This is a genomic window from Kitasatospora sp. NPDC022785, from assembly GCF_055561295.1.
Map to the genome: position 1 here is coordinate 189,800 of NZ_JBVHHB010000008.1, position 22,344 is coordinate 212,143.

Here is a 22,344-nt window from a genome sequence, read left to right on the forward strand (position 1 = left end):
GGCTCACGCCTCCTTGAACGGGAAGCCCAGAGCACGCAGGAGCGCCCGGCCCTCGTCGTCGGTCTGAGCGGTGGTCACGACGGTGATGTCCATACCGCGCTGACGGTCGACCTTGTCCTGGTCGATCTCGTGGAACATAACCTGCTCGGTCAGACCGAAGGTGTAGTTGCCACGGCCGTCGAACTGCTTGGGGGAGAGACCACGGAAGTCACGGATACGCGGCAGGGCCAGCGTCACCAGACGGTCCAGGAACTCCCACATGCGGTCACCACGGAGGGTGACGTGGGTGCCGATCGGCTGGCCCTCGCGCAGCTTGAACTGCGCGATGGACTTGCGAGCCTTGGTCACGGCCGGCTTCTGACCGGTGATCGCGGTCAGGTCGCGGATCGCGCCCTCGATCAGCTTGCTGTCACGGGCGGCCTCGCCGACACCCATGTTGACGACGACCTTGACCAGGCCGGGCGTCAGCATGACGTTCTCGTACGAGAACTGCTCCTGCAGCTGACCCTTGATCTCGGAGTTGTAACGCTCCTTGAGACGGGGGGTCACCTTCTCAACAGACGTCTCAGACATCAGATGTCCTCACCGGTTCGCTTGGCAACGCGGATCTTGTTGCCCTCGTCATCGAAGCGGTAGCCCACGCGGGTGACGACCTTCTTGCCGTCCTTCTCCACGACCAGCTGGACGTTGGAGACGTGCACCGGGGCCTCGACGGTGACAATGCCACCCTGAGTGCCCGGGCCCGGCTTGGTGTGCTTCTTGACCCGGTTCACACCCTCGACCAGGACCTTGTTCTCGGCGGGCATGGCCTGGATGACCTTGCCCTGCTTGCCGCGGTCCTTGCCGGTGATGACCTGGACCAGGTCACCCTTCTTGATCTTCATGCTGTTCGCCATGAGTTAGAGCACCTCCGGCGCAAGCGAGATGATCTTCATGAACTTCTTGTCGCGCAGCTCGCGGCCCACCGGGCCGAAGATGCGGGTACCACGGGGGTCACCGTCGGTGTTCTTGAGAACGACAGCGGCGTTCTCGTCGAACCGGATGTACGAACCGTCGGGACGACGGCGCGACTTCACGGTGCGGACGACGACGCACTTGACGACGTCACCCTTCTTCACCGAACCGCCGGGGATCGCGTCCTTGACGGTGGCGACGATGACGTCCCCGATACCGGCGTAGCGGCGACCGGAGCCACCGAGAACGCGGATGCAAAGGATTTCCTTCGCGCCCGTGTTGTCGGCGACACGCAGTCGCGACTCCTGCTGGATCACAGCTTTCTCCTGATCGTCAACGAGAGCTGACGGGCCGGCCGCTGCTCACACCAGCGCCCGCAAGGGGCCTGGTGCACATACGGCCGTACCGCATCAACTTCGTTACTTGGCCTTCTCGAGGATCTCGACGACGCGCCAGCGCTTCGTCGCGGACAGCGGGCGGGTCTCCGCGAGGAGGACCCGGTCGCCGATGCCGCAGGCGTTCGCCTCGTCGTGCGCCTTCAGCTTGTTCGTACGGCGGATGACCTTGCCGTACAGCGCGTGCTTGACGCGGTCCTCGACGGCGACGACGACGGTCTTGTCCATCTTGTCGCTGACGACGAGGCCCTCACGGGTCTTGCGGAAACCGCGCGTCTCGTTGGTGTTCTCAGTCATCAGGCGTTCTCCACCGTCTCGATGCCCAGCTCGCGCTCGCGCATCAGGGTGTAGATCCGCGCGATGTCCTTACGGACGAGCTTGAGCCGTCCGTGGTTGTCGAGCTGCCCGGTCGCCGCCTGGAAGCGGAGGTTGAACAGCTCCTCCTTGGCCTCACGGAGCTTGGCAACGAGACCCTCGTTGTCCAGCTCGCGGAGGTCAGCAGCCTTGGTGCCGGCCGACATCAGCTCTCACCTGCCTCGCGCCGGATGATCCGGCACTTCATCGGGAGCTTGTGAGCTGCGCGGGTCAGCGCCTCACGAGCCACCTTCTCGTTGGGGTACGACAGCTCGAACATGACCCGACCCGGGTGCACGTTCGCGATCCACCACTCGGGCGAACCCTTACCGGAACCCATGCGGGTCTCGGCCGGCTTCTTGGTGAGCGGACGGTCCGGGTAGATGTTGATCCAGACCTTGCCGCCACGCTTGATGTGACGGGTGACGGCGATACGAGCGGACTCGATCTGCCGGTTCGTCACGTAGGCCGGGGTGACGGCCTGGATGCCGTACTCGCCGAAGGCGAGCTCGGTGCCACCCTTGGAGGCGCCACGGCGCTTCGGGTGGTGCTGCTTGCGGTGCTTGACCCGACGGGGGATCAGCATTGGGTCAGGCCTCCGTTCCGGTGTTCTCGGCAGCCGGCGTGTCGACCGTCGCCGGGGCCCCCTGAGACGCTGCGGCCTCGGCGGCGGGACGACGGCCACGGCCGCCACGCTCGCCACCACGGCGCTCGCCACCGCGGGCGGGACGACCACCCTCGGGACGGGCCGGACGGTTGCCCGAGCGGGCAGCGGCGTTCTCAGCGCGGACCTCGGCGATGTTCTTGACGTCGCCCTTGTAGATCCAGACCTTCACGCCGATGCGGCCGAAGGTCGTCTTGGCCTCGAAGAAGCCGTAGTCGACGTTCGCGCGCAGGGTGTGCAGCGGCACACGGCCCTCGCGGTAGAACTCCGAACGGCTCATCTCGGCGCCGCCGAGACGACCGGAGCACTGGACCTTGATGCCCTTGGCGCCGGACTTCATGGTGCCCTGCATCGACTTGCGCATGGCACGGCGGAAGGAGACGCGGGAGGACAGCTGCTCCGCGACGCCCTGAGCCACGAGCTGGGCGTCCAGCTCGGGGTTCTTGACCTCGAGGATGTTCAGCTGGACCTGCTTGCCGGTCAGCTTCTCGAGGTCGCCGCGGATGCGGTCGGCCTCGGTGCCACGGCGGCCGATGACGATGCCGGGGCGAGCGGTGTGGATGTCAACGCGGACGCGGTCGCGGGTGCGCTCGATCTCGACCTTGGAGATGCCGGCGCGCTCCATGCCCTTCGTCATCATGCGACGAATGGCGACGTCTTCCTTGACGTAGTCCTTGTACAGCTTGTCGGCGTACCAGCGGGACTTGAAGTCCGTGCTGATGCCGAGGCGGAACCCGTGCGGGTTAACCTTCTGGCCCATTACCGGGTCCCTTCCTTGCTGCTGACGACCACGGTGATGTGGCTGGTCCGCTTGCGGATCCGGTAGGCACGGCCCTGGGCACGCGGACGGAACCGCTTCAGGGTCGGGCCCTCGTCAACGTACGCCTCGCTGATGACGAGGTCGTCCACGTTGGAGTGGTTGTAGTTGTGCGCGGCGTTGGCAATGGCGCTGTCGAGCACCTTGCCGACCGGCACGGTCGCGGCCTGCGGAGCGAAACGCAGGACCGCCTGGGCCTCCGTGGCGTTCAGGCCACGGATGAGGTCCACCACGCGGCGGGCCTTCATGGGCGTGACGCGGATGTACCGCGCCTGGGCCCTGGCTTCCATGGTTGTCCCCTTGCTGGTGTCAGTCATTGAGTCGGTAATCTCGCCGGCGACTAGCGACGCTTCGACTTGCGGTCGTCCTTGACGTGACCGCGGAAGGTACGCGTCGGCGCGAACTCGCCGAGCTTGTGGCCGACCATCGACTCGGTGACGAACACCGGGACGTGCTTACGGCCATCGTGCACCGCGATCGTGTGGCCGAGCATGGCCGGGAAGATCACGGAGCGACGGGACCAGGTCTTGATGACGTTCTGGGTACCCGCCTCGTTCTGCGCGTCCACCTTCTTGAGAAGGTGGCCGTCAATGAAGGGGCCCTTCTTGAGACTGCGCGGCATCTGACCTGCTCCTAGCGCTTCTTGTTGGTCTTGCGGCGGCGCACGATGAGGGCGTTCGAAGCCTTCTTCGGGCTACGAGTGCGACCCTCCTTCTGGCCCCACGGCGAGACCGGGTGGCGACCACCGGAGGTCTTACCCTCACCACCACCGTGCGGGTGGTCGATCGGGTTCATGGCCACACCACGCACGGTCGGGCGGACGCCCTTCCAGCGCATACGGCCGGCCTTGCCCCAGTTGATGTTCGACTGCTCGGCGTTGCCGACCTCGCCGACGGTCGCGCGGCAGCGCGCGTCGACCAGGCGGATCTCACCGGAGGGCATGCGCAGGTGCGCCATCTTGCCCTCACGCGCCAGCAGCTGAATGCCGGCACCGGCGGAGCGGGCCATCTTGGCACCGCCACCGGGACGCAGCTCCACCGCGTGGATGGTCGTACCGACCGGGATGTTGCGAAGCGGCAGGTTGTTACCCGGCTTGATGTCGGCGCCAGCGCCGTTCTCGATCCGGTCACCCTGCGCGATGCCGCGCGGCGCGATGATGTAGCGCTTCTCGCCGTCCGCGTAGTGCAGGAGCGCGATGCGCGCGGTGCGGTTCGGGTCGTACTCGATGTGCGCGACCTTGGCCGGCACGCCGTCCTTGTCGTGACGACGGAAGTCGATCACGCGGTAGGCGCGCTTGTGTCCACCACCCTGGTGGCGAACGGTGATCCGACCGGCGTTGTTACGGCCGCCCTTGCTGTGCAGGGGGCGAACCAGCGACTTCTCCGGCGTGGACCGCGTGATCTCTACGAAGTCGGCCACGCTGGAGCCACGACGGCCCGGCGTAGTCGGCTTGTACTTGCGGATGCCCATTTGGCTCTCTCGTCCTCGTCCTTATCGACGATCACGATCTCCGTTAGGAGACCGGACCACCGAAGATGTCGATGCGGTTGCCCTCGGCCAGCGTCACGATGGCGCGCTTGGTGTCCTTGCGCTTGCCAAAGCCCGTCTTGGAGCGCTTGCGCTTGCCCTGACGGTTGATCGTGTTGACAGCCTCGACCTTGACCGAGAAGACCGCCTCGACGGCCTGCTTGATCTGGGTCTTGTTGGCGCCCGGCGACACGATGAACGTGTACTTGTTCTCGTCGAGAAGGCTGTAGCTCTTCTCGGAGATGACCGGCTTCACCAGGACGTCACGGGGGTCCGTGAACGTCTTGCTCGTAACGTCGCTCATCAGGCGGCGCTCCCTTCGAGCTCGCCCTCAGCGGCAACGGCCTTGGCGGACGCGGCCGGACCGGCCACGAAACGCTCGAAGGCGGCCTGGGTGAAGACCACATCGTCGGAGACGAGCACGTCGTAGGTGTTCAGCTGACCGGCGTCCAGGATGTGCACGTTCGGCAGGTTACGAGCGGACTTGAGGCCCAGCTCGTCCGCACGCTCGACGACCAGGAGGACGTTCTTGCGCTCGGTGATCTTGCCGAACAGGCTCTTGGCGGCCTTGGTCGACGGCGCCTCGGTCGCGGTCACGTCGGTGATGACGTGGATGCGGTTGTGGCGGGCCCGGTCGGTGAGCGCACCGCGCAGGGCGGCGGCGATCATCTTCTTCGGGGTCCGCTGCGAGTAGTCGCGCGGCACGGGACCGTGCACAACGCCACCGCCGGCGAACTGCGGCGCACGGGTCGAGCCCTGACGGGCGCGGCCGGTGCCCTTCTGGCGGTACGGCTTCTTGCCGCCGCCGCGGACCTCGCCACGAGTCTTGGTCTTGTGGGTGCCCTGACGGGCCGCAGCGAGCTGCGCCACGACGACCTGGTGCATCAGCGGAACGCTGACCTTCGCGTCGAAGATCTCGGCCGGCAGCTCGAGGCTGCCGGTCTTGTCGCCCGAGGGCGACAGGATGTCAATGGTGCTCATATCCTCACAGCCCCTTCGCCGCGGTGCGGACGAGGACGAGGCCGCCGTTCGGGCCCGGGATTGCGCCCTTGATCAGGAGCAGCCCCTTCTCCGCGTCAACGGCATGGATGGTCAGGTTCTGGGTGGTCACACGCTCGTGGCCCATCCGGCCGGCCATCCGTACGCCCTTGAACACACGACCCGGGGTGGCGCAGCCACCGATCGAGCCGGGCGAGCGGTGCTTGCGCTGCACACCGTGACCGGCGCCGAGGCCCCGGAAGTTGTGGCGCTTCATGACACCGGCGAAGCCCTTGCCCTTGGAGGTGCCGGTCACGTCGACCTTGACACCCGCCTCGAACAGCTCCGCGGTGATCTCCTGGCCCAGGGTGTACTCGGACGCGTCCGCGGTACGGAGCTCGACCAGGTGGCGACGCGGGGTGACACCGGCCTTGGCGAAGTGACCCGCGAGGGGCTTGTTCACCTTGCGGGGGTCGATCTCGCCGAAGCCGATCTGGACGGCGTCGTAGCCGGCCGGGCTGTCGGCGGTGTGGACCTGGGTCACGACATTGGGCCCAGCCTTGACGACGGTCACCGGAACGATCCGGTTGTTCTCGTCCCAGACCTGGGTCATGCCGAGCTTCTCGCCCAGGATGCCCTTAATCTGCTTAGCCATCTTCGGTGTGCCTCTCAGAGCTTGATCTCGATGTCGACACCAGCCGGCAGGTCGAGACGCATCAGCGAGTCAACCGTCTTCGGCGTGGGGTCGAGGATGTCGATCAGACGCTTGTGAGTGCGCATCTCGAAGTGCTCGCGCGAGTCCTTGTACTTGTGCGGCGAGCGGATGACGCAGTACACGTTCTTCTCAGTGGGCAGCGGCACCGGGCCCGCGACCTGCGCACCAGTGCGAATGACGGTCTCGACGATCTTCTTCGCCGAGGAGTCAATCACCTCGTGGTCGTAGGCCTTGAGCCGGATGCGGATCTTCTGTCCCGCCATGGCTACTCAGTAGTCCTTTGTGTCGTCTGCTGCTTCTACGGCCGGATTCATCCAGGTGGACTGTGTCCGGTGGTGCCCCTGGGTGGTTACCTCCGACCCCCGCGCTCGGGCGTGTCGCCCTGTCGCTTGCAAAAAATCCGGCACGAGGTTTCCCTCTGCGGATTTCCCACGGGATCGGTGAGGTCTTGCACCCACCAGGCGCCGGATCGAGGCCCCGCCCACGCTTCCCGGAAGATTCCCGTACGTCCGCCCCGCAGCTGCCGCGGTGTCGACTTCACACCACTGCATTCACACATTTCACGTGAACACATGAACGGCCATCACGGGAACGACGAGTACTTGGGACTCGCTTCCAGTCCTCCCGGCGGGAGGCGCGCAGCATCGGCACTCAACCGAGCAACTTGGACATACTGCCACATGGAGCAGCAACAAAGCCAATCGGGGCCGGTGAGGTCTCCCTCACCGGCCCCGGTCCCCCACGTGCGGACTACTTCTTCTGTTCCTTCAACCAGGGGGCCTCCCGGCCGCAGACCGCCGGCCAGTCCTCGGTGCTCACGTTGGCGCACCAGATGAAGCCCTTGTCCGTCTCCGGCTTCCAGTCCTTCGTGATGATGTCCGCGCACTTCGCCACCGGGGAGAACTTCGGGCAGGTGCCGTCCTTCTTCTTGATGGTGTGAGCCCGCCAGGCGTCCAGGCCCATGCTGTTGGTGGACTCCGCCTGCGGCATGTAGCGGTCCACCGACCAGGAGGCGCCCATCGTCGCGAACAGCGCCATCGCGCAGATCAGGCCGGCGGCCAGCTGCCGGGTGACCCGGACCGGGATGGCCGGCCCCTCGGCGGTGCGGCCGCTGGAGCGCAGAGTCCGCTCAAGCCAGCCGGCGCCGCGCTCCAGGCCGGTCATCAGGCCCACCACGGCGAGGATCAGCAGGCAGTACATGATGATCCAGGTGGTCCGCGGGTACAGCTGGATCATCTGTGAGTGCGCCATGTGCGAGGCGAACCAGAACCTCAGCAGCCAGGCCCCGGCCAGCACCGCCGCCGCCACCCGGACCACCATGCTGCGCAGGCCCAGGCCCACCCCGATGCCGACCGCCGTGATCAGCATGATCGCGAAGCCGGTCTGGCCGGCCAGCTCGCCCGACTGCGGCCAGTTGTGGTACGTCAGCTGGCCGTTGCGGTCCGACATCCAGCCGAGCACGTACGCCGGGTCGACGTAGTTGACGATGTAGGCGTACCGGTCCGGGGTGTCGGCGCCGAGCTTCACGATCTGGTACAGCAGCGGGGAGCCGATGGCCCCGGCGGTCACCACGGTCGTGGCCAGGAACACCAGGCTCCGGCGGACGGTCTGCCGGCCGCGCCGCCACGGGAAGACGAAGAGGGTCAGCAGGAACACGCCCGGCGCCGACCACAGGTACCAGCCCGAGTACCAGAGGAAGAGCACGCCGAAGACGATGCCGAAGCCCGCGCCGCGCAGCAGCAGCGACCGGGTCGACTGCTCCCCCGCCCGGCGCAGCTCGCGCAGGCAGGCCGCCAGCAGCGGCAGCAGGACGATCATCGTCACGTGGCTGTACGGGCGGATCGGGTCCAGGAACACCAGCGCGGACGGAACGGCGATGGCCAGCGCCCAGAACGGCCGCAGCATGAGCCGCCAGGCCAGGTAGCTCATCGGTCCGACCAGGGCGCTGCAGACGATCTGCAGGTCGTGCAGGGCGAAGCCGGCGCCGCCGACCCCGCCGTAACGGATCTCCGACCAGAGCGCCACCGCGGCCGGGAAGAGCGGCGGGTAGACGCCGGAGATGCCCTTGTCGTGCATCATCGACGTCGCCATGTCGACGAGCACGCTCGGGTCGCCCTCCTGGCCGCCGAGGGGCCAGGGGGTGCCGCGCAGGGCGACGACCACGCCGCCGGCGACGACGCCGGTCGCCAGGCCCGCCAGGGCCGCGCAGACCAGCCGCTGGACCAGCGCGTGCCGGCGCAGTCCGCCCCGGTAGGCGGTGTAGACCAGCACCCCCAGAATCGGCAGGCCGACCATCGCCGCGTACTGCTGGATCTTGGCCAGGCCGCTGACCTGTCCGATCCGGTTCATCGGGTTCACGCTGATGTGCCGGCAGAGAAGGGTGAAGCCCAGGGCCGCCACCACGCTGACCAGGACCTCACCGGCCACCAGCACCCAGCGGCGATCGATCCACCGGTCGCCGGGCGAGCCGGCCGCCGCGCCGTCGGAGCGGGTCGTGCCGCTCCCGTCGGGGGAGAGCTCCGATCCGCTGGGCCGGTCGGTTGCCAGATCGGTCATGTCGCTTCACTTCCATAGGGCTGCGGACGTCTGCTGAGCGGTGCCGGGCGGGGTTCGGCCCCTGTGGACAGTACCGCCCGGTGAAAGCGTGCCGGGACACCACTACCGGAACCGGCGCCCCGGGCGCTTCGGCCGGCGGGGCGCAACACTCCGGAGCCGGGGCCGGTGGGGCGTATCGCACAGGTATACCCCACCTGCCAGCGAAAAGCATATACAGTTCACCGTCATATTGAGCGGGTCGGCCGGGCCGCATCACCGGCCGGGCCGCACCACGGACCCGGGCGACTACGACGCGGCCGGGCCCGACCTGCGGGAGAAGTCGGTACGGATTGTGGACATGTCACCACCATCCCTTCGGATCGCCACCGAAGTCTGCCATGCACCCCTGACCCGGGCCAGCGCGATCAGGCGGCCGCCAGGCCGCATTCTGCGCAGAAATCGCATGCCGGGCAGGGGCCCTGACGGCTTTCCGCCAGTTTGCGCGCACTTTGCCATCGGCCGGTCGCGGACCGCCCGCCCCGCAGCCCGCCCGGCAGCCCAGCCGGCGGAAGGAGGCTTGATCGCCCCCTGGCAGAATCGTTCGAGCACGTGAGCGACCGGCCCCGGATGCTCCTGCCAGTTCGTCCCCGACCGACCCGCCCCGGCCACTAAGGACCCAGCAGTGACGAGCCTCCAGACCACGTCCGTCGCGGCCGATCACCAGCGGAGCCCCCTCCCGCACAGGGGCGGGACGCGAGACGGGCGCGTCGGCGTCCGTCTCCTGGTAGCCGAGGGCCTGGTCGCCGTCGCGGCGTCACTGCTGATCACCTACCTCGCCCGGTTCATCGAACTGGACCCGATGACCCGGATCGGGCAGGTCAGCGGCCTCGCCGCACTGCAGCTCCAGCTGCTGGTGCTGCTCGGCGTCATCCTGCTGCTCTGCATCCCGGCCATGCGCCGGTGGCCCGAACCGCCGCTGCGGTTCGCGGCGGCGGGCGTCGCCGGGCTCGCATCCGGCGCCGCCGCGTCCGGCATCTCGCTCGCGCTGCGCGACACCACCTGGCCGCTCAACGGGCAGGGCGGTGACGCGGGCGCGCTGCAGGCCTGGGCCGGCGCCCTGATGGACGGCAAGCCGCTCGACGGCGCCTACCCCCCGATGTTCCCGCACCTGGTTGCCTGGACGGCCGAGTACTTCACCGGCGGCGACGTCGGCCACGCCATGAAGCTGGTCTGCCTCCTCTTCACGGCCCTGCTCGGCCCGGTCGCCTACCTGTCCTGGCGGCTGTTGCTCCCGCCGCTGTGGGCGCTGGGCATCGGCGTCACCGCGTCGCTGCCGATGATGCAGCCCTACAAGCCGTACACCAACCTCGTCCTGGTCGCCCTCGTACCGCTGCTCGGCAAGCTGATACAGGTGCTCCAGCGTTCCGCCGAACTCCCGCGCAGGCGCGCCGCGTTCCAGGGCGGAGCGCTGGGCCTGGCGATCGGCCTGCTGTTCATCCTCTACTCGGGCTGGTTCGTCTGGTCCGCGCTCGGCATCGTCGTGCTGACGGTCGCGGTGGTGCTCCGGGTCCGGCGGGACGCCGGGACCCAGGCCCTGGTGACGGCGGGCACCACCATCCTCACCACCTCCGCGGTCTTCCTCGCGGTCGCGGGCACCTATCTGGTGCGCCTGCTCTCCTCGGCCGGCTCGACCGTCGACCGGTACTGCTACTTCGACACCTACGTCGAACCCACCTACTTCGCCATGTGGCGCGACGACCTTCCGGGCTCGGAAGCCTGGAGCACCTGGCCGCTGCCGGGCGAGCTCGGCGGGGTCGGGCTCTTCTCGATCGTCCTGCTCGCCGGCCTCGGCATCGCCCTGGCCCTCGGCATCGACCGCCCGTCGGTCCTCGTCGCCGCCGCGTGCGCGGCCAGCGCCCTGGTCATGCGCTACTGGTTCGCCTCCCACATGGAGCGGGACCAGGCGGTCATGCTGTACCCGCGCACCAGCGCCCAGCTGCTCCACTGCACGCTCCTGCTCACCGGCCTCGCCTGTTACCTGGCCGCCCGCCGGTGGGGCGCCGGCCGCGACCGGGCCACGCCGGCCGGTACGGCCCGGGTGCTCCCCCGGTTCACCCCGCGCGCGGTCGCCGTGGGCGCGCTCTGCAGCCTCGGCCTGCTGTTCGGGATGGCCGGCTCGGCCACCGTCGACAAGTTCATGCCGAACCACCGGGGCGGCGAGTCGGCCACCGCCGACGCGGTCGTGCCGCACCCCCAGGGCGGCGACTCGGCCACCGCCGACAAGTCCACGCCGAACCAGCAGGGCAGCTCTCCCAGCGACCTCGCCTGGTACGCCCAGACCACCGCCAGCCCCGACGGACACTGCTCGAAGTACGCGCCGAACAACCACTGCCAGAAGCCGGTCGACCTCTCCTCCCAGCTCGTCAGCCCGCCCGACCAGGGCACGCTGGGCTGCCCCACGTCCAACCCCTTCCCGGCCCGGCCCAAGGCCGCCGGCGTGGTCGGCACCGTGATGACCCTGCTGGCCGACTGACCCGCCACCCGGGAACGCGAAGAGCCCGGCCCCGCTGCCTGAGCAGCGGGGCCGGGCTCTTCTCCGTCCGTCGCCCTGCTCCGGAGGCCGGAGCGGCAGGTTCGGTCCCCGGTCAGCCCTCGTGGCGCTGGCCGCCGGTGAAGGCGTGCCGCGCCAGGACCTTCACGCCGGCGCTCTGGCCCCGGCGCAGGGCGCCCGGGAGCATCGTGATGGCGTGGAACCGCGAGGCACTGCGCACCCGGGCCGCACGCGCCGCCTTGGGCCAGCCACGGGCGTCCATCCGCTCGGCCACCGCGTTGAAGTAGCGCTCCGCCTCGGTGAAGCGGGTACCCGAGAAGGCCTGCACCGACGACTCGCTGACCGCGTGCCGGCGGTACTGGAAGACGGTGGTGGTGTTGTCCACCATCATCGACTCGCCGCGCTCCAGCAGGTCGACCACCAGCGCCAGGTCCTGGATCACCGAGTACTCGTCACGGAAGTTGACCGCGCGCAGGGCCTCGCCCCGCCAGCAGATCGACGGGAAGTACAGCCAGTTGCCGCGCAGCACGCTGGCCGCCAGCTCCTCGCCGCCCATCAGGCGCCGGCCCTTGACGTTCGGGGCGTACAGCTTCCCCTTCACGTTGTCGGCCAGGCCGTAGGTGACCACACCGTCGCCGTCGATCACCTCGACGCCCGGCTGCACCATGCCCAGGTCCGGGTTGTCCTTGAGGATCGCCCGGACGGTCTCCAGGTAGTGCGGGTGCAGCAGGTCGTCGCAGCCCATGATGACCACGTGGTCGGCCGTGGAGAGCTCCACGCACTTCTGGAAGTTCTTGGTGATCCCGAGGTTCTGCTCGTTGCGCAGGTACCGCACCCGGTCGTCACCGAGCTCGGCGAACCAGCCCGGGACGTCCGGCTCCTTGCCGTCGTCGACGACGGTGAGCCGGAGGTCCGGGTCGCTCTGGCCCAGGATGCTGCGTACCGCGGCCTGCATCAGGGCCACGTCGCCGTAGTACGGCAGCATGAACTCGAAGGTGGCCATGACGGTCAGACTCCGCTGCGGTCGGCCGGGGCCGAGACCGGGAGGTCCAGGTCGAACCGCTCCTCGTTCAGCCGGGCGCCCTCGTTGATCGCCACGGTGCGGGCGAGGTCGGTGAGCTTCTTCTCCAGCGAGCGGAAACGCAGGAAGGTGTTCAGCGTCAGGAAGCCCATGGCCAGGACCATCACGTACAGCACCAGGTCGGTGCCGCGGCCGACGCCCATCTTGTGCGCGATCCAGGTCACGTCGCCGGGGCGCAGGATCGCGTAGATGTTCGCGATCACGAAGACGGAGAAGGCGATGCGCTTCCAGGCCCGGGTGTTCGCTGCGTCCCAGCGCCGGATGAACATGAACGCAAGGGAGACCGCGCCCAAGATCAGAACCAGCTGGATCCAGAAGTAGTTCATCGGCGGCCACGCTCCCGAAGCGAAATGTCGAAGATGATGTTGACGCCGTTGATCAGGGACTGACCCTTGGCGCGTGAGTAGTCGGTGTAGAGGATGTCGACCGGGAGCTCCGCCACCCGGAGGTCGGCTCCGGCCAGGAAGCTGACGATCTCCGAGGCGTGGGCCATGCCGTTCATGGTGATCCGCAGCCGGCTGGCCGCCTCACGGTTGAGGACCCGCAGGCCGTTGTGCGAGTCGGTGAGCTTGAGCTTGCGCGCGGTGGGGCTGACCGTCGCGGCGGTCCGCAGGACGACCCGCTTGATCCACGGCACCTGGCCGTTCTGCTCGATGAAGCGCGAGCCGAGGACCACGTCGGCCTCGCCCGCACGGAGCACCGCGACCATCTTCTCGACGTCGGCGGTCTGGTGCTGGCCGTCCGCGTCGAAGGTGGCGAAGTACTTGGCGTCGGGCTGGGCGAGCGCGTAGGCGAGGCCGGTCTGCAGCGCCGCGCCCTGGCCGAGGTTGACCGGGTGCCGCACCAGGTGCGCACCGGTGGTCATGATGTGCTTGGCGGAGTCGTCCGCACTGCCGTCATCGACCACAACGATGTTGGGGAACGTCTTGCGCGCTCCCTCCACAACGTCAGCGATCACCTGGCCTTCGTTGTAGGCCGGGATCACCAGCCAGACATCGTCGTACTGGGACACGGGGGCTCCATGTTCGGGGTGTCGCCCGCGCTCGTGCGCGGCAATCTGTATATCGGGGGCCGATGCGGTCATTCGCCGACCACCCCGGCACTCAGGGTAGGCACAGCCTGACCCGACGTGCTCTGCGCGGAACCGGCCTGGCTCGCCGTCGAACCGGGGAAGCTGCGCCTGAGCGCCGCCAGCATACCGAGCACGGTGGCCACCGATCCGGCCGCGTAGGCCAGGATCACGCGGGTGGACACCTCGCCCGGCAGGAAGGTGACCCCGGCGAGGACCACGGTGCCGACCGCCCAGCAGAGCAGCTGGAGGTTGTGCCGTTTGAATACCATCAGCGCCTGGCCGAGCACCATCGCGAACATGTACGCCACGGTTCCGGCGGACATCCAGAAGAAGTCGAGGCAGCCGAGCACCGGCTTGGCGCCGAACAGCACCTGGATCAGCCAGGGGCCGAGAGCCACCGCCGGGATCCCGCCGAGCAGGCCCAGCAGGCCGACCACCGCGCCGATCCGGCGGAGCATGCCGGTGAAGGCCGCGCGGTCGCCGACCGCGATCGCCGCGGACAGCCCGTTGAGCAGCGAGGCCTGCAGCGAGCCGAACACGAACAGCGGGACCCGGGCCAGCACCAGCGCGTTGAGCAGCGCCGCGATCAGGGCCGAGTCCGACGGGGCGAGCAGCTTGGTGCTCACCACGGCGGCGTTCACCACGACCTGGGAGAGCAGGGTCGAGCAGATCAGCAGGCCGAGCCCGGAGCAGAGCTCGGACCAGGGGATCCGGGGCCCGGGGTTGACCACCCGCAGCAGCGCGGGCAGCGTCACCAGAGTGGCGGCGATCGGCGCGACGGCGAGGATCAGGCTGAACGCCAGGGCGGAGTGCACGCCGGCGAGGCCGCAGGCGAAGGCGAGCCCGATCCGCAGACCGCCGTCGATGCCGAGCTGCGTGCCGTAGGCGCCGAAGCGGCCGAGGCCGGCCAGCACGCCGCGGGTGAGGTAGCAGACCGCCATGCCGGCGAACGCTCCGCCCAGCGCGAGCACCAGCGAGCGGTCGCCGTGGAACATCACGTCGGCGATCTTCCCGGAGCCGGCGCCCAGCGCGAGCAGGACGGTGCCGAGGATCGCCCCCGTCAGCAGGGTGGCCCGGCGCAGGACCGGCGTGGCGCCGTGGCCGAGGGCGGCCCGGGCCGCGACGATCCGGGTGAGCTCCTGCTCGATCGGGAAGAACACGCCGATGCCGACGGACATCACGATCGTCCAGAGCAGTGAGACGTTCGCCATGTCGTCGACCGACAGGCTGTGGCCCGCCACACCGAGGTGGATGTACGAGGCGGCGCCGAGCACGACGGTGCCGCCGGCCACCGCCAGGGTTCCCGGCGGTAGCGCGGCGGCCACCTTCGTCAGCGGATTCTTCACTGAGATCTGTCGCTCTCGGTCGTCCGGGCCGCGGTGGCCAGTTCGGTGAAGACGGGCGTGCCGAGCGCCTCGGCGAGTTGGTCACGCCAGTCGGGCAGCGGGCTCAGGCCCGCGGCCGCCCAGCGCTCGTGGCCCAGCACGCTGAACGCGGGCCGGACGGCCGGGGTGACGAAGGCCGCGGAGGTGGTCGGGCGGATCCGCTCCGGGTCCAGCCCGCTCAGCCGGTACGTCTCACGGGCCAGCCCGAACCAGGTGGTCCGGCCGCTGCCGGTGCCGTGGTAGACCCCGGCCGGGGCCTGCCCGGCGAGCGCGGCCAGGCCGAGCGCGACGAGGTGCCGCGCGAGGGCGAACGACCAGGTCGGCTGGCCCTGCTGGTCCTCGACCACGTCGAGGGTGTCGCGCTGGGTGGCGAGCCTGAGCATGGTGGCGACGAAGTTCTTGCCGTGCTCGCCGTACAGCCACGCGGTGCGCACGACGTAGCCGTGCTCCGGGAGGAGCTCGGCCACGGCCTGCTCCCCCACCAGCTTGCTGCGGCCGTAGGCGTTGACCGGGCCGGTCGGCGCGGTCTCGGCGTACGGCTCGGTGGCGTCGCCGGGCAGCACGTAGTCGGTGGAGACGTGCAGCAGCCGGGCACCGGTCTTGGCGCAGGCGGCGGCCAGGTGGCGCACGCCGGTCCCGTTGACGGCGGTGGCGGCCTCCTCGGCGCTCTCGGCGCCGTCGACGTTGGTCCAGGCCGCGCAGTTGACGACGACGTCGTGGCCCTCGACGGCGGCCAGCACGGCCGCCGCGTCGGTGATGTCGAGGTCGGCCCGGCCCAGGGCGGTGACCTCGGCGGACCCGTCGGCGGCCAGGACCGCGAGCAGGTCCTGGCCGAGCATGCCGCCCGCGCCGGTGACGAGCCAGCGGACCTGGCCGGAGGCGTTGGCGGTCACTTCTCCAGAGCCGCCTTCGTCTTCAGCGGCTCCCACCAGGCGCGGTTCTCGCGGTACCAGGCGATGGTGGCGGCGAGGCCGTCCTCGAAGCGGACCTGCGGCTCGTAGCCGAGCTCCTCGCGGATCTTGCTGATGTCGATCGAGTAGCGCAGGTCGTGGCCCTTGCGGTCGGCGACGTGCTCGACCATGTCCCAGCCGGCGCCGGCGGCCTCGAGCAGCAGGCCGGTGAGCTCCTTGTTGGTCGCCTCGGTGCCGCCGCCGATGTTGTAGACCTCGCCGGCGCGGCCGCCGCGCATGACCAGCTCGATGCCCCGGCAGTGGTCCGAGACGTGCAGCCAGTCGCGGACGTTGCCGCCGTCGCCGTACAGCGGCACCTTCTTGCCGTCGATCAGGTTGGTGGTGAACAGCGGGATGACCTTCTCCGGGAACTGGTAGTGCCCGTAGTTGTTGGAGCAGCGGGTCACCACGACGTCCATGCCGTGCGTGCGGTGGTATGCCAGCGCCAGCAGGTCCGAGGAGGCCTTGGAGGCCGAGTACGGGGAGTTCGGCACCAGCGGCCACTCCTCCGTCCAGGAGCCCTCGTTGATCGAGCCGTACACCTCGTCGGTGGAGATGTGCACGAAGCGGCCGACGCCGTGCTTGCGGGCGGCGTCCAGCAGGACCTGGGTGCCGACGACGTTGGTCAGCACGAAGGGGCCGGCACCCGCGATCGAGCGGTCCACGTGGGACTCGGCCGCGAAGTGGACGACGACGTCATGGCCGGGCATGACCTGGTCGACGGCGTCGACGTCGCAGATGTCACCCCGGACGAAGGAATAGCCGCTGTGGCCCGCCACCGGCGCCAGGTTGGCCTCGACGCCCGAGTACGTGAGCTTGTCGAAGACAGTGATCTGGTCAGTGGTGTCGGCGCCCAGGAGCTGGCGGACGAATTCAGAACCGATGAAGCCGGCACCGCCGGTCACGAGGATGCGCATAGTGCGGCGTAGTCTACCGTCGCGCCGGCGCCCCCACCGACCCGGGCCTCACCCGCCGCTCCGGACTCGAATAAGGTGCACGCATGCGTGGAATCCTTCTGGCCGGCGGCACCGGCTCGCGGCTCTGGCCGCTGACCCGGGCGGTGTCGAAGCAGCTCCTCCCGGTCTTCGACAAGCCGATGATCTACTACCCCCTCTCGACCCTTGTGATGGCGGGGATCAGCGAGATCCTGATCATCACCACCCCGAACGACAGGGAGCAGTTCGAGCGCCTGCTGGGCGACGGCTCCCAGTTCGGTCTCCGCCTGGAGTACGCCGTCCAGGAACGCCCCGAGGGCATCGCCCAGGCGTTCGTGCTGGGCGCGGACTTCATCGGCGACGAGCCCGTCGCGCTGATCCTCGGCGACAACATCTTCCACGGCAGCGGCCTCGGCACGCGACTCGCCGAGCACACCGACGCCAAGGGCGGCCGGGTCTTCGCCTACCCGGTGGCCGACCCGACCGCGTACGGCGTGGTGGAGTTCGACGAGGACGGCCAGGTCATCTCCATCGAGGAGAAGCCGACCGAGCCCAAGTCCCGTTACGCCGTTCCCGGCCTGTACTTCTACGACAACCGCGTGGTCGAGATCGCCCGCGGCCTGAAGCCCAGCGCCCGCGGCGAGCTGGAGATCACCGCCGTCAACGAGGCCTACCTCCAGGCCGGCGACCTCCACGTGACGATCCTCGACCGGGGCACCGCCTGGCTGGACACCGGCACGTTCGTCTCGATGGTGCAGGCCTCGGAGTTCGTCCGGGTCATCGAGGAGCGCCAGGGCTTCAAGATCGGCTGCATCGAGGAGGCGGTCTGGCGGGCCGGCCTGATCGACGACGCGCAGCTGCGTGAGCTCGCCGAGCCGCTGCTCAAGAGCGGCTACGGCCAGTACCTGGTGGCGCTGCTGGACGAGGAGAGCGCGCGGTGAAGTTCAACGAGCTGTCCATCGAGGGCGCCTGGGAGATCACGCCCCAGCTGCACGGCGATCCCCGTGGGCTGTTCACCGAGTGGTTCCGCTTCGACAAGCTGGCCGAGGTGGTCGGCCACCCGCTGCGGCTGGCCCAGGCCAACCTCTCGGTCTCCAGCCGCGGTGTCGTCCGCGGCATCCACTTCGCCGACGTCCCGCCCGGCCAGGCCAAGTACGTGACCTGCGTGCGCGGCGCGGTGCTGGACGTCATCGTGGACCTGCGGGTCGGCTCGCCGACCTTCGGCCGCTGGGAGGGCGTGCGGCTCGACGAGGACGAGCGCAAGGCCGTCTACATCTCCGAGGGCCTGGGCCACGGATTCTGCGCGCTCAGCGACGACGCGACGCTCAGCTACCTGTGCTCCGAGACGTTCAACCCGACCGGTGAGCACGGCGTGCACCCGCTCGACCCGGACCTCGGCATCGAGTGGCCGGCCGACGCCCCGCAGCTCTCCGCGAAGGACGCCCAGGCGCCTTCGCTGGCCGAGGCCCTGGCCGGCGGCCTGCTGCCGGACTACAAGGCCGTCAAGGAGTTCACCGCGGGCCTGAGCAAGGCCTACCAGGCCTGATCCGGGACTGCCGACAAGGGCCCGGCCGCATCGACTGCGGCCGGGCCCTTGGGCTTGGGGCGTCGGACCGGCGCCGCGGCGGGCTCAGCGGCCGCGGAACACCCAGACCTTCAGCAGCAGGAACCTGGCGACCGTGGCGAGCCCGTTGGCCACCACCAGCCCGGCCACCTCGACCGGCCGGGAGGCGTCCGGTACCAGCGCGTCGAGCAGGGCGAGCGCGCCACTGCTGAGCCCGAGCCCGATCAGGAAGGCCACCGCGCCCTGGAGCTGGTGGCGCAGGGCGCCCTCGTTGCCGGTGATCCCGAAGGTGAACCGGCGGTTGGCGGCGGTGTTGGCGACCGCGCTCACGGCGAGCGCGATCAGGTTGGCCGCCTGCGCGCCGGTGAACCAGCGCGCGGCCACGTAGAGCAGCAGGTAGAAGAGGGTGCTCAGAACGCCGATGACCAGGAAGGACGGCAGCTGGCGCCGGGTGGTCCGGCCCGCCTCGGGCGGCCGGACCGGTTCGCCGGTGAAGGTCATCGGGAGTTTCCGTCCCGTTCTTCCTCGGCCGAGTCGTAGCCGATGAAGTACGCCGGGCGGGCCTGGACGGCCGAGTAGATCCGCCCGACGTACTCGCCGAGCATGCCGACGCAGCTGAGCTGGACGGCGCCGATGAAGAGCATCCCGATGAACAGCGAGGACCAGCCGGGCACCGTGGAGCCGATCGCCCACGCGACGGTCGTGTAGATCGCCAGGCAGATGCAGACCAGGAAGCTCAGCAGCCCGAGCCAGGTGGCCAGCCGCAGCGGGGTGGCCGAGAAGTTGGTGATGCTGTCGAGGGCGAGCCGCACCATCTTGGCCAGCGGGTAGTGGGTGGCGCCGGCGACCCGCTCCTCGCGGACGTAGACCACCTCCCCGCTGGGGAAGCCCAGCCACGGCACCAGCAGCCGGTAGACCGGCTGGTGCTCGGGCAGCGCCTTCAGCGCGTCCACCGCCGCCCGGCTGAGCAGCCGGTAGTCGCCGGCCTGGCTTGGCATCCGCTTGCCGACGAGCTTGCGCATCAGCCAGTAGTAGGCGCCGGCCGTGCGCCGCTTGAAGAAGCTGTCCGTCCCGCGGTCCCCGCGCACCCCGTAGACGATGTCGAGGTTCTCCTCGCGGGCGAGCGCGAGCATCTCCGGGATCTTCTCCGGCGGGTCCTGGAGATCCGCGTCGATGCTCACCACGTAGTCGCCGAACGCCCGGTGGAGGCCGGCCTTGAGCGCCGCCTGGTGCCCGGAGTTGCGGGAGAACCGGATGATCCGGAACTCGGGCCAGTCCTGCCGGATCTTCTGCATCAGCACCGGGGTGGCGTCGGTGCTGCCGTCGTCGACACCGACCACCTCGTAGTCGACCCCGAGCCCGTCCAGGATGGGACGCAGGCGCGCAACAGTCAGCGGAAGCGCCTCCTGCTCGTTGTAGATCGGCATGACGACCGACAACTGCGGCGCCCTCGACATGAGTTGGTCCCGCTTTCCACTGGTGGGGCTGGATTACGGCCGACAATAGCAGTTGGTCGTGAGCCCCCTATGAGATCGATGAGCAGGGATTGAGGGCCCTGCGGCCCCCTCGGCGGGGCCCGTCCGCACCGGCCGGGACGACGACGGGGCGCCGCCCGTCGGACGGGCGGCGCCCCGCGCTAGCGGTCATCGGCCCGGCGCTCGCTGGCCGGGCGTCGGGCTCACTGTCAGTCCCCGGGGAAGCTGCGGTTCCACGGGTGGATCCAGTTGTTGCCGGGCTTGACCACCACGGTGATCCGCGGCGCCGAACCGGTGAGGTCCTTGCGCATCCGGTCACCGGTGGCCTGGTCGGCGACCACGACGGTCATCGGCCCGCCCAGCTTCTCGGCGGCCTTCCTCACGTGGACCAGTGCAGCCTGGTACTCCGCCTCCGGACGCTCGGCCGCGCCGATGTTGACCCAGTGGGTCTCGTACAGCGGCAGCATGTCACCGCCGCGGTCCCGCAGCAGCGTGGCGATCCAGGTCGACTTGAGGTTCTTGTAGTCGTCGTTGGAGTACAGGACCATCATCGGCCCGGAGATGCCGTCGAGGTCCTCCATGACGGTGGCACCGTCGCGGGGGCCGATGTCGCTCCAGGCCTCTCCCCGGCTCCAGGCCATCAGCGAGTTGTTGTGCCAGGCCGTGGGCGCGGCCTTGAACGACTCCATTCCCCACTGGACCCCGGCGAAGAGGCTGAACGCGGTCGCCACCGAGAGCACCGAGAGGACGGCGTCGCTCGCCCTGCGCCTCGGCACGCTCACCCGGGCCGGCGGCGTGGTCCGCAGCAGCGGGCCGACCGCGCCGAGCGAGACCAGGGCGATCACCACGCCGGTGCCCGCGAGCTTCTCGAAGTAGTACGACACATGGCCGATCGTGTGCATCTGCCACCAGGCGAAGCCGCCGATGACCAGGCCGGAGCCGAGCACCAGCGCCAGGTGCGCCTGGCCGGTCCCGGTCCGTCGGTTGGTCGGCGCGGCCGCGGCCAGCAGCCCCAGCAGGAGGCCTCCGACCAGGATCGTCCGGTCCGCCCCGACGCTCGGGCCGCCCAGGTTGGAGGTGCTGGCCACGTCGAGCTTGGAGAGCACGGAGACCACGCTGGGCAGGCCGGCCAGGCCCAGCGTGACGACGGCGGCCAGGCCGTAGAGCAGCCAGGCCTTGCGGCGGAACCTCCGGCGGTGGGCGACGAGGGCCGCCAGGACGGCGACGCCCGCGACGGCGCCGAAGAGGTTGTAGACGTAGGTGACGGTGATCAGGCCGAGCGCGGCGACCACCACGAACTCGGGCGTCCGCATGGCGGGCCGCACCAGGAAGGCGACGGTCACGGCCACCATCAGCAGGCCGATGATCGTCGAGTCGAAGCCGTGCGTGACGAGGTCGGTGTAGTTGCTCGAGAACACCAGCGCCGCGACCGACCCGCACACCGCAGCGGTGCGCCAGCCGCGCAGGCGCGGTCCGCCGATCCAGCGGGCCGCCCACACCAGGGCCGTGCCCAGCAGGGCGTAGGCGGCCAGGATGTAGAGCAGGTAGCGGTTCATGGTGTCGAGCGTCGACCCGAGGTCCGTGGACGACCGGACCAGTGCGTCGACCCAGGCCAGCAGGAAGTGCGAACCCTGCGGGTACACCGCCTCGGCCGGCGACATCATGTACGCCTTGGCGGCCTCCTGGTGAAGGAAGTTGTAACCGCCGACGTGCTCGATCCCGACGAAGTAGGAGAAGTGGTTCAGCCGGTCCTCGGCCGTGGTCAGGAATTCGAGGCGCCAGCCCGGGCCCTTGCCGACCAGCGGACGGTGCAGGTAGTGCCAGAGCCCGTAGGCGGTGCCGAGCACCAGGAGGTCCGAGGGCCGCACCCGCAGCGACAGCCGCGGCGCCCGGCGGCTCAGCCAGCCGGTCAGCGTCACGGCGGTGAAGAGGACACCCGAGGTGGGGATCGGGGAGAGGCCCCACGGCCAGAGCGAGAAGAGCAGGCCGGAGACCAGCACCCCGCCGACGACGATCAGGGCCGCCGCCACCAGCCGGTCGAGCAGCACACCGCCCACCCGGATCACGCAGGCGACCGCCACCACGAGCAGCGGCAGCACCAGAATGCCCAGGCCGGTGGCGATCAGCGCGGCCGGAAGGAGCCAGGAGGCCAGCAGGCAGCCGGCCAGAACGGGGAGGCTGCGGGCCGGATCGGCGGAGGGGTCGACGGGCCCGGACGCGCTGCCCTGTTCAGGTTGCTCGGGCAAGGGAACCGTGGCCGCCATGGTACGGAGTCTTTCCATCGAGACCCTGAGTCCCCATCCCTTTATCGGGCACACGCGGGCGCCCATCTTTACTCCGGCTAATCCAAAAGATCATAGAGCAAGAATTTTTGCCCAAAGACAGAGGGCTT

Annotated in this window: 27 protein-coding genes; 3 read left to right on the forward strand and 24 right to left on the reverse strand. The window is 69.4% G+C overall.

Going from position 1 to position 22,344, the window contains the following annotated elements:
* Positions 1-3: 3 nt before the first annotated feature.
* The 15 genes from rplE to ACZ3YO_RS15880 form a co-directional block, all read right to left on the reverse strand.
* Positions 4-573 carry a 50S ribosomal protein L5 gene (gene rplE, locus ACZ3YO_RS15810; RefSeq protein ID WP_209414071.1) on the reverse strand — a complete coding sequence of 190 codons (570 nt, stop codon included), beginning with the start codon at positions 571-573 and terminating at the stop codon, positions 4-6.
* The gene (rplX, locus tag ACZ3YO_RS15815) at positions 573-884 is read right to left on the reverse strand and encodes a 50S ribosomal protein L24 (protein WP_030055828.1); all 312 of its coding nucleotides are present in this window, start codon (positions 882-884) and stop codon (positions 573-575) included. Before rplX ends, rplE begins: the two co-directional genes overlap by 1 nt.
* Positions 885-899: 15 nt before the next feature.
* Complete coding sequence (gene rplN, locus ACZ3YO_RS15820; protein ID WP_030393301.1) at positions 900-1,271, reverse strand: 50S ribosomal protein L14; 372 nt, start codon at positions 1,269-1,271, stop codon at positions 900-902.
* Positions 1,272-1,373: 102 nt separating this feature from the next.
* Positions 1,374-1,646, reverse strand: coding sequence for a 30S ribosomal protein S17 (gene rpsQ / locus ACZ3YO_RS15825; RefSeq protein WP_030055826.1), 273 nt, complete (start codon positions 1,644-1,646; stop codon positions 1,374-1,376).
* Positions 1,646-1,870 (reverse strand): 50S ribosomal protein L29, encoded by a 225-nt coding sequence (gene rpmC / locus ACZ3YO_RS15830; protein ID WP_063348970.1) that lies wholly within the window; start codon positions 1,868-1,870, stop codon positions 1,646-1,648. The genes rpsQ and rpmC overlap by 1 nt, the downstream gene beginning before the upstream one ends.
* Positions 1,870-2,289, reverse strand: coding sequence for a 50S ribosomal protein L16 (gene rplP, locus ACZ3YO_RS15835; protein ID WP_030393299.1), 420 nt, complete (start codon positions 2,287-2,289; stop codon positions 1,870-1,872). Before rplP ends, rpmC begins: the two co-directional genes overlap by 1 nt.
* 4 nt (positions 2,290-2,293) lie before the next feature.
* Positions 2,294-3,127, reverse strand: coding sequence for a 30S ribosomal protein S3 (rpsC, locus tag ACZ3YO_RS15840; protein WP_396321460.1), 834 nt, complete (start codon positions 3,125-3,127; stop codon positions 2,294-2,296).
* Positions 3,127-3,474, reverse strand: coding sequence for a 50S ribosomal protein L22 (rplV, locus tag ACZ3YO_RS15845; RefSeq protein ID WP_045304593.1), 348 nt, complete (start codon positions 3,472-3,474; stop codon positions 3,127-3,129). Before rplV ends, rpsC begins: the two co-directional genes overlap by 1 nt.
* 50 nt (positions 3,475-3,524) lie before the next feature.
* On the reverse strand, positions 3,525-3,806 hold the full coding sequence (gene rpsS / locus ACZ3YO_RS15850) for a 30S ribosomal protein S19 (protein WP_030055821.1): 282 nt from the start codon (positions 3,804-3,806) through the stop codon (positions 3,525-3,527).
* Between the two features lie 11 nt (positions 3,807-3,817).
* Positions 3,818-4,654: a 50S ribosomal protein L2 gene (gene rplB, locus ACZ3YO_RS15855; RefSeq protein ID WP_063348968.1), complete on the reverse strand. Its 837-nt coding sequence runs from the start codon at positions 4,652-4,654 to the stop codon at positions 3,818-3,820.
* A 43-nt stretch (positions 4,655-4,697) separates the two neighbouring features.
* A complete protein-coding gene (rplW, locus tag ACZ3YO_RS15860) occupies positions 4,698-5,015 on the reverse strand; it encodes a 50S ribosomal protein L23 (RefSeq protein WP_030280768.1) in 318 nt (105 codons plus the stop codon).
* Positions 5,015-5,692, reverse strand: a complete 678-nt coding sequence (gene rplD / locus ACZ3YO_RS15865; RefSeq protein WP_396321461.1) for a 50S ribosomal protein L4 — start codon at positions 5,690-5,692, stop codon at positions 5,015-5,017. Before rplD ends, rplW begins: the two co-directional genes overlap by 1 nt.
* Before the next feature lie 4 nt (positions 5,693-5,696).
* Entirely contained in the window at positions 5,697-6,344 is a 648-nt protein-coding gene (rplC, locus tag ACZ3YO_RS15870; RefSeq protein ID WP_380435912.1) for a 50S ribosomal protein L3, read from the reverse strand.
* Between the two features lie 14 nt (positions 6,345-6,358).
* Positions 6,359-6,667, reverse strand: coding sequence for a 30S ribosomal protein S10 (gene rpsJ / locus ACZ3YO_RS15875; protein WP_012785157.1), 309 nt, complete (start codon positions 6,665-6,667; stop codon positions 6,359-6,361).
* A gap of 487 nt (positions 6,668-7,154) precedes the next feature.
* Positions 7,155-8,960 carry a hypothetical protein gene (locus ACZ3YO_RS15880; RefSeq protein ID WP_465569489.1) on the reverse strand — a complete coding sequence of 602 codons (1,806 nt, stop codon included), beginning with the start codon at positions 8,958-8,960 and terminating at the stop codon, positions 7,155-7,157.
* A gap of 661 nt (positions 8,961-9,621) precedes the next feature.
* Here ACZ3YO_RS15880 and ACZ3YO_RS15885 point away from each other — a divergent pair.
* Positions 9,622-11,472, forward strand: a complete 1,851-nt coding sequence (locus ACZ3YO_RS15885; protein WP_465569491.1) for a hypothetical protein — start codon at positions 9,622-9,624, stop codon at positions 11,470-11,472.
* Positions 11,473-11,584: 112 nt separating this feature from the next.
* Here the strand turns inward: ACZ3YO_RS15885 and ACZ3YO_RS15890 are convergent, their stop codons facing one another.
* The 6 genes from ACZ3YO_RS15890 to rfbB all read right to left on the reverse strand — a co-directional run bounded on the left by ACZ3YO_RS15890 (position 11,585) and on the right by rfbB (position 16,895).
* Positions 11,585-12,493, reverse strand: coding sequence for a glycosyltransferase family 2 protein (locus ACZ3YO_RS15890; RefSeq protein ID WP_465548895.1), 909 nt, complete (start codon positions 12,491-12,493; stop codon positions 11,585-11,587).
* A 5-nt stretch (positions 12,494-12,498) separates the two neighbouring features.
* A complete protein-coding gene (locus ACZ3YO_RS15895) occupies positions 12,499-12,897 on the reverse strand; it encodes a DUF2304 domain-containing protein (RefSeq protein WP_396321465.1) in 399 nt (132 codons plus the stop codon).
* Complete coding sequence (locus ACZ3YO_RS15900) at positions 12,894-13,583, reverse strand: glycosyltransferase family 2 protein (RefSeq protein ID WP_209414059.1); 690 nt, start codon at positions 13,581-13,583, stop codon at positions 12,894-12,896. Before ACZ3YO_RS15900 ends, ACZ3YO_RS15895 begins: the two co-directional genes overlap by 4 nt.
* Before the next feature lie 68 nt (positions 13,584-13,651).
* Positions 13,652-14,989 carry a lipopolysaccharide biosynthesis protein gene (locus tag ACZ3YO_RS15905; protein WP_465569494.1) on the reverse strand — a complete coding sequence of 446 codons (1,338 nt, stop codon included), beginning with the start codon at positions 14,987-14,989 and terminating at the stop codon, positions 13,652-13,654.
* The gene (rfbD, locus tag ACZ3YO_RS15910) at positions 14,986-15,921 is read right to left on the reverse strand and encodes a dTDP-4-dehydrorhamnose reductase (RefSeq protein WP_465569496.1); all 936 of its coding nucleotides are present in this window, start codon (positions 15,919-15,921) and stop codon (positions 14,986-14,988) included. Before rfbD ends, ACZ3YO_RS15905 begins: the two co-directional genes overlap by 4 nt.
* A complete protein-coding gene (gene rfbB, locus ACZ3YO_RS15915) occupies positions 15,918-16,895 on the reverse strand; it encodes a dTDP-glucose 4,6-dehydratase (protein ID WP_396321468.1) in 978 nt (325 codons plus the stop codon). Before rfbB ends, rfbD begins: the two co-directional genes overlap by 4 nt.
* Before the next feature lie 83 nt (positions 16,896-16,978).
* Here rfbB and rfbA point away from each other — a divergent pair, with 83 nt between their 5' ends.
* On the forward strand, positions 16,979-17,854 hold the full coding sequence (rfbA, locus tag ACZ3YO_RS15920; protein ID WP_465548902.1) for a glucose-1-phosphate thymidylyltransferase RfbA: 876 nt from the start codon (positions 16,979-16,981) through the stop codon (positions 17,852-17,854).
* Complete coding sequence (gene rfbC / locus ACZ3YO_RS15925; protein WP_465548903.1) at positions 17,851-18,459, forward strand: dTDP-4-dehydrorhamnose 3,5-epimerase; 609 nt, start codon at positions 17,851-17,853, stop codon at positions 18,457-18,459. Before rfbA ends, rfbC begins: the two co-directional genes overlap by 4 nt.
* A gap of 84 nt (positions 18,460-18,543) precedes the next feature.
* Here rfbC and ACZ3YO_RS15930 read toward each other — a convergent pair whose 3' ends face one another.
* The 3 genes from ACZ3YO_RS15930 to ACZ3YO_RS15940 all read right to left on the reverse strand — a co-directional run bounded on the left by ACZ3YO_RS15930 (position 18,544) and on the right by ACZ3YO_RS15940 (position 22,216).
* Complete coding sequence (locus tag ACZ3YO_RS15930) at positions 18,544-18,978, reverse strand: GtrA family protein (protein WP_465548905.1); 435 nt, start codon at positions 18,976-18,978, stop codon at positions 18,544-18,546.
* Positions 18,975-19,934: a glycosyltransferase family 2 protein gene (locus ACZ3YO_RS15935; protein ID WP_465548907.1), complete on the reverse strand. Its 960-nt coding sequence runs from the start codon at positions 19,932-19,934 to the stop codon at positions 18,975-18,977. Before ACZ3YO_RS15935 ends, ACZ3YO_RS15930 begins: the two co-directional genes overlap by 4 nt.
* A 227-nt stretch (positions 19,935-20,161) precedes the next feature.
* Positions 20,162-22,216 (reverse strand): hypothetical protein, encoded by a 2,055-nt coding sequence (locus ACZ3YO_RS15940; RefSeq protein ID WP_465569499.1) that lies wholly within the window; start codon positions 22,214-22,216, stop codon positions 20,162-20,164.
* Between the last annotated feature and the right edge of the window lie 128 nt (positions 22,217-22,344).